The 16,350-nt window shown below is 62.2% G+C and carries 15 protein-coding genes; all 15 read left to right on the top strand.

Going from position 1 to position 16,350, the window contains the following annotated elements; translation table 11 throughout:
• Positions 1 to 19: 19 nt before the first annotated feature.
• The 15 genes from ACSAMM_RS09130 (at position 20) to ACSAMM_RS09060 (ending at position 16,344) form a co-directional block, all read left to right on the top strand.
• The gene (locus ACSAMM_RS09130) at positions 20 to 1,201 is read left to right on the top strand and encodes a DUF1385 domain-containing protein (RefSeq protein WP_457791129.1); all 1,182 of its coding nucleotides are present in this window, start codon (positions 20 to 22) and stop codon (positions 1,199 to 1,201) included.
• An 8-nt stretch (positions 1,202 to 1,209) separates the two neighbouring features.
• Positions 1,210 to 2,061 (top strand): peptide chain release factor N(5)-glutamine methyltransferase, encoded by an 852-nt coding sequence (prmC, locus tag ACSAMM_RS09125; protein ID WP_457791128.1) that lies wholly within the window; start codon positions 1,210 to 1,212, stop codon positions 2,059 to 2,061.
• A gap of 137 nt (positions 2,062 to 2,198) precedes the next feature.
• Complete coding sequence (gene recA, locus ACSAMM_RS09120) at positions 2,199 to 3,353, top strand: recombinase RecA (protein ID WP_457791127.1); 1,155 nt, start codon at positions 2,199 to 2,201, stop codon at positions 3,351 to 3,353.
• Positions 3,354 to 3,719: 366 nt separating this feature from the next.
• Positions 3,720 to 4,355 (top strand): RecX family transcriptional regulator, encoded by a 636-nt coding sequence (locus tag ACSAMM_RS09115; RefSeq protein ID WP_178721394.1) that lies wholly within the window; start codon positions 3,720 to 3,722, stop codon positions 4,353 to 4,355.
• Between the two features lie 29 nt (positions 4,356 to 4,384).
• Positions 4,385 to 5,728, top strand: a complete 1,344-nt coding sequence (gene rimO, locus ACSAMM_RS09110) for a 30S ribosomal protein S12 methylthiotransferase RimO (RefSeq protein WP_457791126.1) — start codon at positions 4,385 to 4,387, stop codon at positions 5,726 to 5,728.
• Positions 5,712 to 6,302, top strand: a complete 591-nt coding sequence (gene pgsA, locus ACSAMM_RS09105) for a CDP-diacylglycerol--glycerol-3-phosphate 3-phosphatidyltransferase (protein ID WP_178721398.1) — start codon at positions 5,712 to 5,714, stop codon at positions 6,300 to 6,302. Before rimO ends, pgsA begins: the two co-directional genes overlap by 17 nt.
• A gap of 555 nt (positions 6,303 to 6,857) precedes the next feature.
• Positions 6,858 to 7,523 carry a serine O-acetyltransferase gene (gene cysE, locus ACSAMM_RS09100; RefSeq protein ID WP_178721400.1) on the top strand — a complete coding sequence of 222 codons (666 nt, stop codon included), beginning with the start codon at positions 6,858 to 6,860 and terminating at the stop codon, positions 7,521 to 7,523.
• A gap of 109 nt (positions 7,524 to 7,632) precedes the next feature.
• Entirely contained in the window at positions 7,633 to 9,024 is a 1,392-nt protein-coding gene (cysS, locus tag ACSAMM_RS09095; protein WP_178721458.1) for a cysteine--tRNA ligase, read from the top strand.
• 256 nt (positions 9,025 to 9,280) lie between these two features.
• Positions 9,281 to 10,234 (top strand): 1-phosphofructokinase family hexose kinase, encoded by a 954-nt coding sequence (locus tag ACSAMM_RS09090; protein WP_457791125.1) that lies wholly within the window; start codon positions 9,281 to 9,283, stop codon positions 10,232 to 10,234.
• A gap of 186 nt (positions 10,235 to 10,420) precedes the next feature.
• On the top strand, positions 10,421 to 11,023 hold the full coding sequence (locus ACSAMM_RS09085) for a hypothetical protein (protein ID WP_178721404.1): 603 nt from the start codon (positions 10,421 to 10,423) through the stop codon (positions 11,021 to 11,023).
• Positions 11,016 to 11,234: a cation transporter gene (locus ACSAMM_RS09080; protein WP_178721406.1), complete on the top strand. Its 219-nt coding sequence runs from the start codon at positions 11,016 to 11,018 to the stop codon at positions 11,232 to 11,234. Before ACSAMM_RS09085 ends, ACSAMM_RS09080 begins: the two co-directional genes overlap by 8 nt.
• Positions 11,235 to 11,249: 15 nt before the next feature.
• A complete protein-coding gene (locus ACSAMM_RS09075) occupies positions 11,250 to 13,400 on the top strand; it encodes a heavy metal translocating P-type ATPase (protein ID WP_457791124.1) in 2,151 nt (716 codons plus the stop codon).
• Between the two features lie 3 nt (positions 13,401 to 13,403).
• A complete protein-coding gene (locus tag ACSAMM_RS09070; RefSeq protein ID WP_457791123.1) occupies positions 13,404 to 14,240 on the top strand; it encodes an NAD(P)/FAD-dependent oxidoreductase in 837 nt (278 codons plus the stop codon).
• 206 nt (positions 14,241 to 14,446) lie between these two features.
• Positions 14,447 to 14,767 carry a thioredoxin gene (trxA, locus tag ACSAMM_RS09065; RefSeq protein WP_178721412.1) on the top strand — a complete coding sequence of 107 codons (321 nt, stop codon included), beginning with the start codon at positions 14,447 to 14,449 and terminating at the stop codon, positions 14,765 to 14,767.
• 128 nt (positions 14,768 to 14,895) lie between these two features.
• Positions 14,896 to 16,344 (top strand): IS1182 family transposase, encoded by a 1,449-nt coding sequence (locus tag ACSAMM_RS09060; protein WP_418977484.1) that lies wholly within the window; start codon positions 14,896 to 14,898, stop codon positions 16,342 to 16,344.
• The last annotated feature ends 6 nt before the right edge of the window (positions 16,345 to 16,350 follow it).

Raw genomic sequence — 16,350 nt, 5'->3', positions numbered from 1 at the left:
AAAGGCACAGGGAACGATTATGTCTCAGAACACCAAGAACGCTTGTCCCGGGAAAAAGACCTCCATCGGCGGGCAGGCCCTCATCGAGGGGATTATGATGCGCGGGCCGGAGACCACCTCCATGGCCGTGCGGCACGTTTCGGGAGAAATCGTGCTGGAAAGCTGGCCCACGGCCGGAGGCCATAAGCCGAAGGTGCTGCGCGCTCCCTTTATCCGGGGCATTTTCAACTTCATCGATTCCCTGCGGTATGGGTATAAATGCCTGATGCGCTCCGCCGAACTCAGCGGCTTGGAGGACGAGGAGGAACCGCCAAAAGGCAAAAAGGATAAACAGGAGCCGCCGGCCGGCGCGTTCGCCATATCCACCGCCCCGGACGCGCAGAGCGCTCTGGAACGGGAGCAGGAGGTGGTCCTCGCCGCCGAAATGGCACAGGAGGATACCGCCGCGGCCTGCGGTTTGCCGGAGGCTGCCGTGAGCGTGGCGGAGATCGGGGCCGAGGAGGCCGCGCCGACTGTTCCCGCCGCCCCGCCGGCGGAGAAAGCTGCCAAGGAGGAAAGCAAGGGCGAGAAGGTGCTCATGACCTTCCTGATGGTGCTCAGCTCCATTCTGGGGGTGGCCCTGGCCATCGGGCTGTTTTTGTGGCTGCCGTCCTTTTTGTATACGCTTCTCAAGGGCGCCGTGCCCGCGCTGGACAGCAGCGCGCTGCGGGGCGTGTTCGAGGGGGTGTTCCGGATCCTGCTGTTCATCGGCTATATGCTGCTGGTGTCCCTGATGAAGGACATCAAGCGGGTGTTTATGTATCACGGGGCGGAACATAAGGCCATTTTCTGTTACGAGGCGGGGGAAGAGCTGACGGTGGAGAACGTCCGCAAGCAGCGGCGCTTCCATCCCCGCTGCGGCACCTCCTTCATGATTTTGATGCTGCTCATCGGCGTGATTGTCTCCATGATTATCCGGGTGGACGATCCGCTGCTGCGCACCGCTATCAAGCTGCTGACCATTCCCCTGGTGGTGGGGATCGGCTATGAGCTTATCAAGCTGGCGGGACGCAAGACCAACTGGTTCACCAAAGCCATTTCGGCCCCGGGCATGTGGTTGCAGCATATTACCACTAAGGAGCCGGACGACAGCATGATCGAGTGCGCCATCGCGGCGCTCAAAGAGGTCATCCCCGCCGACCCCGAAGCCGACAACTGGTGAGGGCGGCGATGGAATACCGAGAATTGTATGCCGAAACGGAACGGCGGCTGCGGGAGGCCGGGTGTGACAGCCCGGCCTTTGACGCCGTCTGTCTGCTGGAGGATGTGGGTGGGCTGCCGCGGGGTACCTCCCCCCGGCTGAACGCCCGGACCGTTCCCGCCGACAAGGAGCGGGCGGTGCGGGACGCGGCGGAGGATCGGGCGGCCGGCCGCCCGCTTCAGTATATTCTGGGAAACTGGGAGTTCCTGACGCTGACACTCTCGGTGGGGGAAGGGGTGCTGATTCCCCGGCCGGACACCGAGCTGCTTTGCGAGGCGGCGGCGGCCCGGCTGCCCCTGGTGCCCGGCGGGGACGCTCCGCGGGTGCTCGATTTGTGCGCGGGCAGCGGCTGCGTGGGGCTGGGGCTGTGCAGCCTGTATCCGGCGGCAGCGGTGACGGCGGTGGAGCTGTCCGACGAGGCGTTCGTCTATCTGAAGGAGAACACGGCCCGGTATCCGGCGTATCGCGTGTGGCCCATCCAGGCCGATGTGCTGGCGGACGGGGAGCGGTTCGGCGGCGTCTATCAGGCCGTGTTGGCCAACCCGCCGTATATCCCGGCGGCGGAGCTGCCCTCCCTGATGCGGGAGGTGCGGCGGGAGCCCCGCATGGCGCTGGATGGCGGCGACGGCTTGGTCTTTTACCGGGTAATCGCCCGGGTTTGGGCAGCCAAGCTCTGCCCCGGCGGCTTCTGCGCCGTGGAGGTGGGGGCCGGGCAGGCGGCCGCGGTGTCCGCGCTGTTTGAAGAGGTCGGTTTGACGGGGCTGGAAATCCTCGAGGATTTGGGCGGAATCCAGCGGGTCGTCGTCGGCTGGAGAAAATAAACGCGAATAATTTCGAACGAATGTTTGCTTTTTTCGCCGAATCGGTTGCTTTTTCCGTATGGATCTCGTATAATAGAAAACGAAATCGAACATATGAGCGCGTTTGAATCAAGCGCTTTGGAAAGAAGGATGACGATATGGCGGATGTCAAGAAGAAAGCTCCTGAAAAGGCGGGCGTGAAGGCGGCCGTGGGGGATGAGCGCAAGAAGGCCCTGGAGGCCGCCCTGCAGCAGATTGAGAAGAATTACGGCAAGGGCGCGGTCATGCGCCTGGGGCAGAACGTGGGCATGAACGTGGAATGCATTCCCACCGGCTCCATGGCGCTGGATGCGGCGCTGGGCATCGGCGGCCTGCCCCGCGGTCGTATCGTCGAGATTTACGGGCCGGAGGCGTCGGGCAAGACCACCCTGGCGCTGCATGCCGTGGCGGAGGCCCAGAAGAAGGGCGGCGAGGCGGCGTTCATCGACGTGGAGCACGCCCTCGATCCGGTGTACGCCGGGGCCCTGGGGGTGGACGTGGACTCCCTGCTGGTCTCCCAGCCGGACACCGGTGAGCAGGCGCTGGAAATCGCCGAGGCGCTCATCCGGTCGGGGGCTTTGGACATCGTGGTGGTCGACTCGGTGGCCGCGCTGGTGCCCCGGGCGGAAATCGAGGGCGAGATGGGGGACAGCCATGTGGGGCTGCAGGCCCGCCTGATGTCCCAGGCCATGCGCAAGCTGGCCGGCGCGGTGTCCAAATCCAACTGCATCGCGATTTTTATCAACCAGCTGCGTCTGAAGGTGGGGGTGGTGTACGGCAACCCCGAGGTGACCGCGGGCGGCAACGCGCTGAAATACTACGCGTCCGTCCGGCTGGACGTGCGCCGCACCGAAACGCTGAAGGCCGGGTCGGAAGCCATCGGCGCCCATACCCGGGTGAAGGTGGTCAAAAACAAGGTGGCCCCGCCCTTCAAGGAGGCGGAGTTCGATATCATGTACGGCGAAGGCATCTCCAAGGAAGGGGAGCTGCTGGATCTGGCGGTCAAGCTGGACATCGTGCAGAAGTCGGGCGCTTGGTTCTCCTACAAGGAGGAGCGGCTGGGCCAGGGCCGGGACAATGTGAAGGAGCTGTTCAAGGGCAACCCGGAGCTGACCGCGGAAATCGAGGCGCTGGTGCGGGCCAACCTCGACAAGCTCAACCCTTCCCGGACCAAGACCAACCGTGAGCCGGTGGAAATCCCGCTGGCGGCGGCTGCCAAAATGTCCGCGCCCGCCGCCAAGGCGGCCATCGACATTGTGGTGGACGACGAATAAAGCAGCGGAATAAAAGACGGGGCGGTTTTAGAAAACCGCCCTCAGTCTGTCGAAAAAGGGAATCCGTCATTCGTGAAACGAAAAAAGCGGAGGCGGGTTACCGATCGGTGTTTGCGAGGACATGTGCCTCGCAAACACTCCTTATAGGCGAAAAATAGCGGAAACACGTGTGTTTCCGCTATTTTTCAAGAGCAGGGCGTGGTCGGGCGGAGCGAACGCTCCGCCAGCGGGGATAGAGGGAGCAAGGCGAGTATAACGAGCCGTCGCGATCCGGCATCCCCGTCCAGCAGCGTGTCGACTTTGTCGACACGCTGGGGGCGGTTTTAGAAAACCGCCCTATTCTTTTTTGGTAAGGAGAGGCGCGGTATGATCATTACGGATGTGCGCAAGCGGCGGGGGCGGCTGTATCAGCTGTATCTGGACGGGGAACCGGCGGTAACGGTGGACGCCGCGGCCTTCGACGAATCGCCCTATCGGATGGGAGGACGGATCGACGACGATCAGCTGCGGGAGCTGCTGGAAGCCGGAAGCCGGCGGCGGGCGCGGGAAAAAGCGCTGTACCTGCTGTCCATGCGGGATCACTCCCGCGGGGAGCTGGAGCAGAAGCTGCGCCAAACGGCGGGCGCGCAGGCGGCGGAGGAGACAGCGGCCCGCATGGAGGAGCTGGGGCTGGTGGACGACGAGGCCTACGCCCGCCGGCTGGCCCGGGACCTGCTGGCCAGAAAGCACTATCCCCGCCGCCGCCTGGCGCAGGAGCTGACGGGCAAGGGGATTGACCACGCCCTGGCGGAGGAGGCCGCGGCCGAGGCCATGGAGGAAGCGGAAACCGACGACGGACAACAGGCACTTGAACTGTTGCGCAAAAAATACTATAATAGGCTGTATGACGAAAACGCCCGCCGGAAGACCGCCGCGGCGCTGGCCCGTTACGGCTTCGGCGGCGACGCCGTCCGGCGGGCCATGGAAGCCGCCCTGTCGGATCAGGAGGACAGCGGGGACTGACGGGACAAAAGAAAAGTGGAGTACAACCTATGACATGTAAAGTGGGAATGGTATCTCTCGGCTGCCCGAAGAACCAGATGGATGCGGAACTGATGCTGGCCAAGCTGGAGCAGGCCGGCTTTGAACTGGTGGCGGAAAGCGGCCTGGCGGACGTGGTGATTGTCAACACCTGCGGCTTCATCGAGGACGCCAAAAAGGAATCCATCGAGAATATTTTGGAATTCGCCCAGCTGAAACAGGAGGGGCGGATTCAGCGCATCATCGTCACCGGCTGCCTGGCCGAGCGGTACCAGGAGGAACTGGTGACCGAGCTGCCCGAATGCGACGGCGTGCTGGGCCTCGGCGCCAACGGGGATATTGTGGAGGCGGTGCGCCGGGTGATGGGCGGGGAGAAAACCGTCCGGTTCCCCGCCAAGGACTGCTGGAGCCTGGAAGGCGACCGGCTGCAGACGACCCCCAGCTTTTTCGCTTATCTGCGCATCGGGGACGGCTGTAACAACTGCTGCACCTACTGCGCGATCCCGTCCATCCGGGGCCGGCTGCGCTCCCGCCCGATGGAGAGCCTTCTCGCGGAGGCCGAGAAGCTGGCGGCCGACGGGGTGAAGGAGCTGATCCTGGTGGCCCAAGACACCACTCTGTACGGCACCGATTTGTACGGGGAGGCCCGGCTGCCCCAGCTGCTGCGCGGCTTGTGCGGCATCGAGGGGATCCGCTGGATCCGGCTGCTGTACTGTTATCCGGAGCATATCACCGACGAGCTGCTGGACGTCATGGCCGCGGAGGACAAGGTGCTGAACTATATGGACATCCCGATCCAGCATGTCAGCGGCAAGGTGCTGACCGCCATGAACCGGACAGGCGACGCGCGCACGCTGCGGGAGCTGATTGCCCGCATCCGCGACAGGGTGCCGGGCATCGTCCTGCGCACCACGGTGATGACCGGATTCCCCGGCGAGGGAGAGGCGGAATTTGTAGAACTCTGTCAATTTATACAGGATGTAAAATTCGAGCGGCTGGGCTGCTTCGCTTTTTCTCCGGAGGAGGGGACCGTCGCGGCCTCCCTGCCCGGACAGATCGAGGAAGAGGAAAAGCAGCGCCGCCGGGATATCGTCATGGAGGAGCAGACGCGGATTTCCGACGCGTATAACCAGGCACAGGTCGGAAAAACCATCCCGGTGCTGGTGGAAAGCTATGACCGGTACGCGGAATGCTGGTTCGGCCGCAGCCAGGGGGATGCCCCCGACATCGACGGCAAGGTGTTTTTCTCCTGCCCGCGCGGTGCGGTACAGCCTGGTAGGCTGGTGCAGGTCAACATTACGGATGCCATGGACTGGGATCTGATGGGAGAGTATGTGGATGAATCTGCCCAATAAACTGACGGTGATACGCATCCTGCTGGCTCCTATATTTTTACTGCTGCTGCTGTGGGAGTTTCCGTTTCACAATCTGACGGCCGGGCTGGTGTTCGGCGCGGCGGCGCTGACCGACATGTTCGACGGGAAAATCGCCCGCAGCCGGGGCCTTATCACCAACCTTGGCAAATTTCTCGATCCGCTGGCCGACAAGATGCTGACCACGGCGGCGTTCCTCGGCTTCCTGGCGGCGGGGCGGCTGGACGTGTGGGCGGTGATGATCATCCTGACGCGGGAGTTCATGGTGACTTCCGTGCGGCTGGTGGCGGCCAAGGACGGCACCGTTATCGCGGCCAGCCTGGCCGGCAAGGCCAAGACGGTGGCTCAGTTCGCGTCCATCCTTTACATGCTGGCGGCGCTGGAGTTCTGCAGCTGGGAGCACACGCTTCTGGCCGGAACGGCGGTGCCGGGCTGGCTGTTCGACGTGCTGCCCCTGGTGGGGCAGGCGCTCATCTGGGTGTCGGTGGTGCTGACCGTGATTTCCGGGTTCCAGTACGTCTGGTCGTACCGGCAATATTTCACCAGCGGCGGCTGAATGGAAAATAAAGGTGGATTTTTCCGCCGGATCGTACTATAATGACAATAGATAAGCGATGAAGAAATCGTGCCTGGCGGCTCAGCGACCACTGGGTTTTATCATCGCTTATCTAGCGGCCCGCAGCGGCTGCCTGATATCGCTTACAGACGTTTACCGGGAGAAGTATCCGGCACACGGGCGTCCCAGAGAGGGAGCGCCGCGCCGCAGGCGGCGCGGGTGGAAGCGCTCCAGACGGCCCCGCTGGGAGAAATGCACCCGTCAGTCCGCGGAGGGAACGGGCGGCAGAGCCCGCCTTATAGTATCTTCGCGCGGAAGCCCCCGTTACCGGGCCAACAAGGCGGAAGCCGCGGCGTGAAAGCGCCCGTTTTCCGCGAACCGGAGTGGAACCGCGACGAGTCGCCTCCGTTTCGTCCAGGCGTAGGACGCTGGACGGGACGGAGGCGTTTTTCATAAGGCGAGGGGGAGCGCTCCCTCACCTTATGCGGCGGTTCCCCGGGGCCGCCGCGAGGGTTCCCTTGTGTTATTGCTAAGTAAGAAAGGAATGGGCATTGCATGTTTGAACGCATGCGCGAAGACATCGCCGTTATCCAGGAGCGGGATCCCGCCGCCCGATCGGCCCTGGAGGTCATGCTGCTGTACAACGGCTTCAAGGCCATTCGCGCGCACCGGAAAGCCAATTGGTTTTACCGGCACAGAATGAAATTTATCGCCCGCTGGATTTCCCAGAGGTGCGTGCGGCGCACCAACATCGAAATCCATCCCGCTGCCCAAATCGGCCGCCGCCTGTTCATTGACCACGGCACCGGCGTGGTCATCGGGGAAACCACCATCATCGGCGACGACTGCACCATTTATCAGGGAGTAACGCTGGGCGGAACCGGGAAGGATAAGGGCAAGCGGCATCCCACGCTGGGCAACAACGTGATGGTGGGCTCCGGCGCAAAGGTGCTCGGGCCGATCACCATCGGGGACAATGTCCGCATTGCCGCCGGCGCGGTGGTGCTTGACGCCATTCCCGAAAATTCCACGGCGGTGGGCGTACCGGCCCGGGTGGTGCGGCGCAACGGCGCTAAAATCGTCGATCTCGACCAGGTGCATATTCCCGACCCGGTGGCCCAGGAGCTGTGCCGCCTGGAGCACCGGATCGCCCTGCTGGAAGCGCAGCTGGGCGAAAAGGCCGGGGGAGACGCCCCGGACCCGACGGCGTTCGTTCAATAACAATACGGGAGTGTCCGCCGCAGGCCGCCGCCCTCCGGAAAAGCGAGACGGAGGACGGCGGCCCGGGAGGGCCCGACCGGAATTCAGTATGGAAAGAGAGAAGCAGCCCATGAAGATTTACAACACCCTGACCCGCCAAAAGGAAGAGCTGGTGACGCTGGAGCCGGGAGTGGCGCGCATTTACGCGTGCGGCCCCACGGTGTACAACTACATCCATATCGGCAACGCGCGGCCCCTGTGCGTGTTCGACGTGCTGCGCCGGTACCTGGAATGGCGGGGCTACGAGGTGAAATTCGTCCAGAACTTCACCGACATCGACGACAAGATCATCCGCCGGGCCAATGAGGAAGGGGTCGGCTATCAGGAGATCGCCGCCCGGTATATCGAGGAGTTCTGGGTGGACGCCAAGGGGCTGGGCGTGCGGGAGGCCACCGTGCATCCCAAGGCCACGGAAAACATGGAGGAGATCGAGAGCCTCATCGCCGGACTGGTGGAAAAGGGCTATGCGTACCGGGCGGCCAATGGGGACGTGTATTTCCGCACTCACAAATTTGACGAATACGGCAAGCTGTCCCATCAGCCGCTGGACGATTTGGAATCGGGAGCGCGCATTGCCGTCGGGGAGGAAAAGGAGGATCCCATGGATTTCGCCCTGTGGAAGGCGGCCAAGCCGGGAGAGCCCAGCTGGCCCTCCCCCTGGAGCGACGGGCGGCCGGGCTGGCATATCGAATGCTCCGCCATGGCCCGCCGGTATCTGGGAGAAACCATCGACATCCACTGCGGCGGCCAGGATCTGATTTTCCCCCATCATGAAAACGAAATCGCCCAGAGCGAATGCTGCAACGGCGCGCCGTTCGCCCGGTATTGGATGCACAACGGGTATATCAACGTGGACAACAAGAAGATGTCCAAATCCCTGAACAACTTCTTCACCGTGCGGGATGTGGCGGAACAGTACGGCTATGAGCCCATCCGGTTTTTCCTCATCTCCTCCTCCTACCGCAGCCCCATCAACTACAACACCGCCATCATCGAGCAGGCCAAGGCCTCTCTCGATCGGCTGTACAACTGCAAAAGCGCGCTGGAATTCGCCGTCGGGAACGCCGGCGAGGGTGACGGGGATCCGGCGTTTGCCGCGGCGCTGGCCTCCCGGCGGGATCAATTCATCGCCGCCATGGAGGACGATCTCAACACGGCGGATGCCATCGCGGCCCTGTTCGAGCTGGTGCGGGACATCAACGTCAAGTTGGGTGCCCAGCCGGCACGGGCGGACGTGGCGGCGGCGAGCGAGCTGTTCGAGGAGCTGACCGGCGTGCTCGGGCTGCTGTACGATCGGAAGACGGAGCTGCTGGACGAGGATATCGAGGCGCTTATCGAGGCCCGCACCGCCGCCCGCAAGGCCAAAAACTGGGCGGAGGCGGACCGGATCCGGGACGAACTGACGGCCAAGGGCATCGTCCTGGAGGATACGCCCCAGGGCGTGAAATGGCGCCGGGCGTAACAGCCGGTGCTAGGTAAGTGATGATGTAATCCCGCGCAAGCGCCTTGACGGAAAATTTTACCTGTTTCTGCGTTGAGAAACCTTGAAAAGCGTCCGCTTTTCGGTGCTTTTTCGCCTTGAAACCGTCAAAATTGTGCTCGTCAATCCGCACACGCCATTAAATCATCGCTTACCTAGGTTTCGCCAAACGGCGGATATTGCGGGCCCCACCGCCGAAAAGACGGCGGCGGGGACGGGACAGAAAAGGGGAAGCGACATGCACAGAGGAATTATCACCGTCACCCTCAGCCCATCCATCGACGTCACCCTCTGGCTGGACGGCCTGCGCACCGACGAGGCCAACCGGGTGACGGATGAAAGCCGGGGCGTGGGAGGCAAGGGCATCAACGTCTCCCGGGTCGTGCAGTCCTATGGATTGGACAACCTGTGCCTGGCGGTGGCGGGGAAGGACAACCACGCCGAGTTTTGCCGGTACCTCGAGAAGGACGGGCTGCGCTATGAGGTGCTCCAGGTGGAGGGCGTGGTGCGGGAAAACCTGACCCTGCGCTATGAGGAGCAGACGATCAAGCTCAACCGCAAGGGCCTGTCCATGTCCACCATGATGGTGGGGGCGCTGATGGCCCTGATCCAGTCCAGGATGAAGCCGGGGGACATCGTAGCCTTCGGCGGCAGCCTGCCGGAGAACATCACGCCCCAGGATTATCTGGAGCTGATTCTGGCGGTGAAAAACGCGGGGGCGCTGGTGGCCGTGGACACCGATTTGTTCACCTTGGAGCAGTACCGCCGTATATCCCCCTGGCTCATCAAGCCCAACATCCACGAGCTGCGGCATGTGGTGGAGGTGCCGGGCACCACCATCACCGACGTGGTTTCGGCGGCGCGGCGGCTGGCCGATGCGGGAGTGGAAAACGTGCTGGTATCCCTGGGAGGAAACGGGCTGGTCTGCGTCAGCCGGGATACCGAAGACGGCCCGGGGGAGACCATTCGCGCCATGGTGCCCAAGGTGGAGGTGAAATCCACGGTGGGCGCCGGAGACAGCACGCTGGCGGGGTATATCGTCGGCTTTGTCAAGGGCAAGAGCCAGCTGGAATGCTGTCGGCTGGCGGCAGCCTGCGGCACGGCCAGTGCCATGAAGGACGGTACCGACGTGGCCGACAAGGCATCCGCCGCCGCTTTGCTGCCCCAGATCCAGGCGGAGGTCATGGCCTAGGTAAGCGATGATGAAATCCAGTGGTTGGCTTGGTGCGGGAGATTTCCTCACCAAGCCAAGGCTGAGCCGCCGGGCGTGATTTTTTCAGCGCTTATTTAGAAATCGCCGCGAAAGCGTACGCGGCGCCACAAGGACATATCAGCCTGCCGGACAGCCGGCGGACGTGTGAAAGGAGTGCTCATACCCATGAACATATCCCGATTTGCCAAGGCGATCGCTTATGAGTGCCTGACGGCGCTTCTCCTGGTCATATCCGTACTTTTTCAGGCGGCGATGCATACGGAGGGGCAAATGGAGGAAGCCTATGTGCGATCCAACGTTCTTCTGTTCCTGACGGCGGCCGTCCTGCTGGGCGTGGGGGTGTATTCCCTCATGTCCTACACCCGCCGGCATCGGCAGCATGTCTGGGATTCGGTGTTTTTCCTGGTGATCGGCTTCGCTTTCATGATTGCGGCGGTGATGACCATCGTCAATTTCGGCGGGCTGGAGGGAACGTTTACCGAAAGCGGATACACGGCGATGAATGTCAATGTGGTGCTGCTGACGGCGCTGCCGGTGCCCTTCTGGGTTCGTTCGGTTATACTGGCTTGCTCTACCCGGGAAAAGAGTGTGGGCAAACGGATCGGCGTGCAGGCCGGTTTTGTGGTGCTGGCGGTGGCCATGGCCGTGTTGATCGGCACCGGCCATATGATGAAGATCGAAAAGTACGCCGCGGCGGACGGCGGGGCCGCCGCCGTGGAAGGCTTTGAAAATTCCCAAGCCGAGGAAGGAGACAGCGACAATGTTTGACAAAACCGAGACCCTGACCCTGCAGGTGGAGGGCATGACCTGCCCGCACTGCGTCCAGCATGTACAGGAGGCCTTGAAAGCGGTCAAGGGCGTGAAAAGCGCAAAGGTCAGCCTGGAGGCGAAAAGCGCCCAGGTGACCTATGTGCCGGCCAAGACCGGGAAAGAGGAGCTGGTCAAGGCGGTGGAAGCCGCCGGCTACACGGCGAGGTAAGCAGAAAGGGACGCTATGACCGAAACGATTACCCTGCAAATCGGCGGCATGACCTGTGTGCGCTGCTCCGCGGCGGTGGAGCATGCTCTTAAGGGGCTGGAGGGCGTGGATCAAGCGACCGTCAGCTATGCCAACGAGCGGGCTGAAATCACCTACGATCCGGCCAGGACCGACCGCAAAAAGATGGAGAAGGCCATCCGCGCTTCCGGATACAGCGTGGTGGAGGACAAGGCCACCTTCCGCAAGCGGGAATTGACCGCGCTGACCGTCACGTTTGTGATAGCGGCGGTGCTGTCGGCGCCCTTCATGCTGATGATGGTGCTGATGTTCGCGGCGCCGAACGCCCATCTGACCCATATCCTGCACAATGGCTGGCTGCAGCTGATACTGGCGACGCCTGTGCAGTTCGTGGTGGGGTGGCGGTTTTACAAGGGAGCTTTTCTGTCGCTGAAAAACCGCAGCCCAAGCATGGATGTGCTGGTGGCCCTAGGAACCACGGCAGCCTATGGCTACAGCCTGTACAACGTGCTGTCCGGCGGCGGGCATTTGTATTTTGAGAGCGGGGCCATCATCATCACCCTCATCCTGCTGGGCAAGCTGCTGGAGACGCGGGCGAGGAGCAAGACCTCGGCGGCCATTGAGCTGCTGATGAACCTGCAGCCCAAGACCGCGACGGTGCTGCGGGACGGCAGGGAGACGGAAATCCCGGCGGCGGAGGTCGTGCAGGGAGACACCGTGCTGGTGCGCCCGGGGGAGAGCCTGTCGGTGGACGGCGTGGTGCTGACCGGAAAATCGGCGGTGGACGAGTCCATGCTCACGGGCGAGAGCATGCCGGTGGACAAGCAGCCGGACGACAAGGTATTCGGCGGCACGGTCAACGGCGCGGGCGCGCTGACCATCCGGGCCGAGGGCGTGGGCCGGGACACCATGCTGGCCGGGATTATCCGGCTGGTGGAGGAGGCCCAGTCCTCCAAGGCGCACATCCAGCGGATCGCGGACAAGGTATCGGCGATTTTTGTGCCGGCGGTGATAGGGATCGCGCTGCTGACCTTCCTGCTGACGGCGCTCCTTACCCGGGATGTAGCGCAGGCCGTGACCCGGGCGGTAGCGGTGCTGGTCATCGCCTGCCCCTGTTCCCTGGGATTGGCCACGCCCACGGCGCTGATGGTGGGAACCGGCCGGGCGGCCGGCATGGGGATTTTGATCAAGAGTGCCGACGCGCTGGAAACCGCCTGCCGGATTCAGGTGATGATTCTGGATAAGACCGGCACCATCACCGAGGGGAAGCCCACGGTGACCGATTTGATCGCCTACGGACTGCCGGAGCGGGAAGCGCTGCGGCTGGCCGCGTCGGTGGAACAGCTGTCGGAGCATCCGGTCGCCCGGGCGGTGACGGACAGTTTCGATGGGGAGCTGGCCGGGGCGGAGGATTTCCAGTCCCTGACCGGGCGGGGCGTATCCGCCCAGGTGGAGGGAAAGACCATCCGGCTGGGTAACCGGCGGCTGATGGAGGAAGCGGGCATTGCCGTGGAGACCGACGTGCGGCCGCTGGAGGAGCAGGGAAAGACCGTGCTGCTCATGGCGGTGGACGATCGGCTGGCGGCGGTTATCGCCGTGGCCGATCCGGTACGGGATACCTCCCGGGCCGCCTTGGATTCCCTGCAGCGGCTCGGGATCCGTACCATCATGGTGACGGGGGATAATCCCCGCACGGCGGCGGCCATCGGCCGGCAGGTCGGCATTGACGAGGTGGTGGCCGGCGTATTGCCCGAGGGCAAGGTGGAGGCCGTGGAGGGATACCGGGCCGAAGGGCTGGTGGTCGCCATGGCGGGGGACGGCATCAATGACGCCCCGGCGCTGGCAGCGGCCGACGTGGGCTTTGCCATGGGCGGCGGCACCGATATCGCCATGGAGTCGGGAGACGTGGTGCTGGTGGGGGGCGGGATTTCCGCCCTGGCTACGGCGGTGCAGCTGTCCCGGGCGACCATGAGGAAAATCAAGCAGAATCTGTTCTGGGCGTTTTTCTACAACATCATCGGGATCCCGGTGGCGGCCTTGGGCTTCCTCGACCCCATCATCGCGGGGGCGGCCATGGCTTTCAGCTCGGTGTCGGTGGTGACCAATTCCATGCTGCTGAAAAAAAGCCGACTGGAAAGGCGGGGATGACGGATGCCGTATGATATTGTGATCGTCGGTGGCGGCCCGGCCGGGCTGTCGGCGGCGGTTAACGCCGCGGCACGGGGCAAGACCTGCGCCGTGCTGACCAACGATCGCAGGCTCAACCCCTTGTTCCGCGCCCGGGTGGTGGACAACTATCTGGGGATGCGGGGCCTGTCCGGCGGAGAGATGCTGGACAGGATGCACGCCGAGGCCGAGGAGGCCGGGGCGGTTTTCCTATCCGGCCGGGTGGTGTCGGTGCTGCCCTTCGAGGACAAGTTCCTGGTGGGGCTCGGCGACACGCTGGTGGAAGGCAAGCGGGTGATCCTGGCGACCGGCGCGATGGCCGGCACGCCGCTGCCCGGAGAGGCGGCGCTGGTGGGGCAGGGAGTCAGCTACTGCGCCACCTGTGACGGGATGCTCTACCGGGGCAAGACCGCCGTGGTCACCGGCAACGCCGCCGATCTGAGGGAAGAAGCCAATTTCCTGCAGGGGATTGGCGTGCGGGTGACGGTGATTACCCGCCAGGAGCTGGACGGGTTGGACCCGGGGATTGGCCACCGGACGGCCCGCAGCATGGCGATCCAGGGGGATGGCCGGCTGGAAGGGTTCGTGGCCGACGGGGAGCAGATTCCCTGCGATGTGGTGTTCGTTCTGCGGGAGGTCATGGCCCCGGACGCACTGGTGCCCGGCCTGGAGCTGGACGGTCGGTTCGTCAAGGTGAACCGCCGCCAGGAGACCAATATTCCCGGCCTGTACGCTGCGGGCGACTGCACGGGCAAGCCGCTGCAGATTGCCAAGGCGGTGGGCGAGGGACTCATAGCCGCCCAAGAGGCGGCCAAAGGGTAAAACGGCGCGGAGGCATTCTTCGCGCGGCGAGTACCCGGCGTCATCTAAAAGCGAGGATATACGCTGGAGCTTTTTCCGCCATCCTGCGTTGTCTTCATTCGAAAAGCGGCAGCTTTTCTCAATCATCCGCCTTGTCTGGCGAAAAAATCCCTGCGCGTTTATCTCATGTTTTAGCTGACGCAGGGTACTAGAAAGGAAGTGCAATTATGGCAAATGTCAATCATTTCGACAGCGATCATTTCGAAGCCGCCTTGGCGCAGCCCGGCGTGGTGCTGGTGGACTTTTTCGCGACCTGGTGCATGCCCTGCAAGATGGTGGCGCCGGTCATCGAAAAGGTGGCGGAATCTTATGCGGGCAAAGTGACCGTGGGGAAGGTGGATATCGACGAGGAGCCGGATCTAGCCGCCGCCTACAATGTACAGAGCGTTCCCAGCATCCTGCTGTTCAAGGACGGCAAGCTGGCTTCCACCCTGGTGGGGGCGCGGCCTTTCGAGACGTTTGCGACCGAGCTGGACAAGCTGGTCTGAACAGTCTAAAAATGACATCGATAACAGAGGCGCCGGCTGCTGTATAAGCAGCCGGCGCCTCTGTGCAGCCTGTCAAAGAAGTCGCCGAAAGGCGGCTTTTTTGGTAAAATGGAGTAGGGTGAGAAAAGATGTACGAGAGAGAAAGAGACGGACGGCGGGAAGTAGCGGTAACGGATATAGAAGCATTAGTGCCGGAGAATCATCTGGTAAGGAAAATAGAGAAGGTGATGGACTACGAGTGGATCTATGAGCGGGTAGCGCCATACTACAGCGCAGCCAAAAATGTAAGGCCGGGGACAGACCCGGTGGTACTGGTGAAAATGGTGCTGCTCCAGCACCTGTTCGGGATCCCGTCGCTGAGGCAGACATATCAGCGGGCATGTGATACAATATCGTACCGATGGTTTCTGGGATATGGGCTGTTGGACAAGCTCCCGCACTTTGCGACGGTAAGCTATGCGTTTTGCCGGCGGTTTCCGGAAGAACTGGCGACGGAAATCTTCGAGCATATACTGAACAAAGCGCTGAACAACCACATGGTGGACAGCAGCATGGTATTCATAGACGGGACGCATATCAAAGCAAGCGCCAACAAAAAGAAATACCAGAAGGAACAGGTGGCAAAGGCTGCCCGTGTGTATGCCAAGCGGCTTCGCGAAGAGGTCAACGAGGAGAGGATGAAGCTGGGGAAAGCGCCAGTGGAAGAAGAGGACGAGGATGACGACAGTCACGGGGACGGCGGAACAACGGAACAGGTGGTATCGACAACGGATCCGGAATGCGGGATGTACCACAAGGGAGAGCATGAAAAGCAGTTTGCCTATGAAGCGCACACGGTATGTGACCGTCACGGAATGGTGTTAGGGGTAAAGGTAACAGCGGGGAATGTCCATGACAGCGTGGCATGGGACAGTGTGTATGAGCAGGTAACCAGTCGATTTCCGGAAATCCAGTATGTGACAATGGATGCAGGCTACAAGCAGCCATGGATCGCGAAGCGTATTTTAGAAGACGGCCGGCTCCCCATTCTTCCGTACACCCGCCCCCACGGAACACGACGGGAAGGGTTTATGCCATGGGATTTTTCCTATGACGAAAAAAACGACCAGCTGATCTGCCCACAGGGGCAAGTTCTCCGGCATACCACCACCAACAAAGAGGGCAAACGGCTATACCGCAGCACCCCGAAGGTTTGCCGGGACTGTCCTTGCCGAAAGGAGTGCGGGGTCAATGCCAATGGGCAGAAGGTGATATATCGTCACATCTGGCAGGAAGCATTGGATTTAGCGGAGCAACTGCGCAAAACCCAATTGGCGAAAGACATTTACGCCATGCGCAAGCAAACCATCGAGCGCGTTTTTGCCGATGCGAAAGACAAACACGCCATGCGTTATACTCACCACAGAGGCTTGGCCCGCGTTACGCAATGGGTCACGCTTAAGTTTGCTGCCATGAATCTTAAAAAGCTGGCTTTATACCGCTCCCGGCACTACTCCCCTTTCTTCTTTTCCTTCTTCTTTCCCGCTTTTTTCTCCAAAAGGAGGGAGCAACCCCTTGCTTGTTCCCTCCTTCTTTGACAAGCT

Source organism: Anaeromassilibacillus sp. SJQ-5 (assembly GCF_054108045.1).
Note: the sequence above shows the minus strand (reverse complement) of the source record. Positions and strands in the feature narration are given on the sequence as shown.

Coding starts and splice junctions, on each gene's coding strand:
- rimO (WP_457791126.1), top strand. CDS start 4,385: ATGACATGTAAAGTGGGAATGGTATCTCTCGGCTGCCCGAAGAACCAG.
- cysS (WP_178721458.1), top strand. CDS start 7,633: ATGAAGATTTACAACACCCTGACCCGCCAAAAGGAAGAGCTGGTGACG.
- ACSAMM_RS09130 (WP_457791129.1), top strand. CDS start 20: ATGTCTCAGAACACCAAGAACGCTTGTCCCGGGAAAAAGACCTCCATC.
- trxA (WP_178721412.1), top strand. CDS start 14,447: ATGGCAAATGTCAATCATTTCGACAGCGATCATTTCGAAGCCGCCTTG.
- ACSAMM_RS09060 (WP_418977484.1), top strand. CDS start 14,896: ATGTACGAGAGAGAAAGAGACGGACGGCGGGAAGTAGCGGTAACGGAT.
- recA (WP_457791127.1), top strand. CDS start 2,199: ATGGCGGATGTCAAGAAGAAAGCTCCTGAAAAGGCGGGCGTGAAGGCG.
- ACSAMM_RS09070 (WP_457791123.1), top strand. CDS start 13,404: ATGCCGTATGATATTGTGATCGTCGGTGGCGGCCCGGCCGGGCTGTCG.
- ACSAMM_RS09090 (WP_457791125.1), top strand. CDS start 9,281: ATGCACAGAGGAATTATCACCGTCACCCTCAGCCCATCCATCGACGTC.
- pgsA (WP_178721398.1), top strand. CDS start 5,712: ATGAATCTGCCCAATAAACTGACGGTGATACGCATCCTGCTGGCTCCT.
- ACSAMM_RS09075 (WP_457791124.1), top strand. CDS start 11,250: ATGACCGAAACGATTACCCTGCAAATCGGCGGCATGACCTGTGTGCGC.
- cysE (WP_178721400.1), top strand. CDS start 6,858: ATGTTTGAACGCATGCGCGAAGACATCGCCGTTATCCAGGAGCGGGAT.
- ACSAMM_RS09080 (WP_178721406.1), top strand. CDS start 11,016: ATGTTTGACAAAACCGAGACCCTGACCCTGCAGGTGGAGGGCATGACC.
- prmC (WP_457791128.1), top strand. CDS start 1,210: ATGGAATACCGAGAATTGTATGCCGAAACGGAACGGCGGCTGCGGGAG.
- ACSAMM_RS09115 (WP_178721394.1), top strand. CDS start 3,720: ATGATCATTACGGATGTGCGCAAGCGGCGGGGGCGGCTGTATCAGCTG.
- ACSAMM_RS09085 (WP_178721404.1), top strand. CDS start 10,421: ATGAACATATCCCGATTTGCCAAGGCGATCGCTTATGAGTGCCTGACG.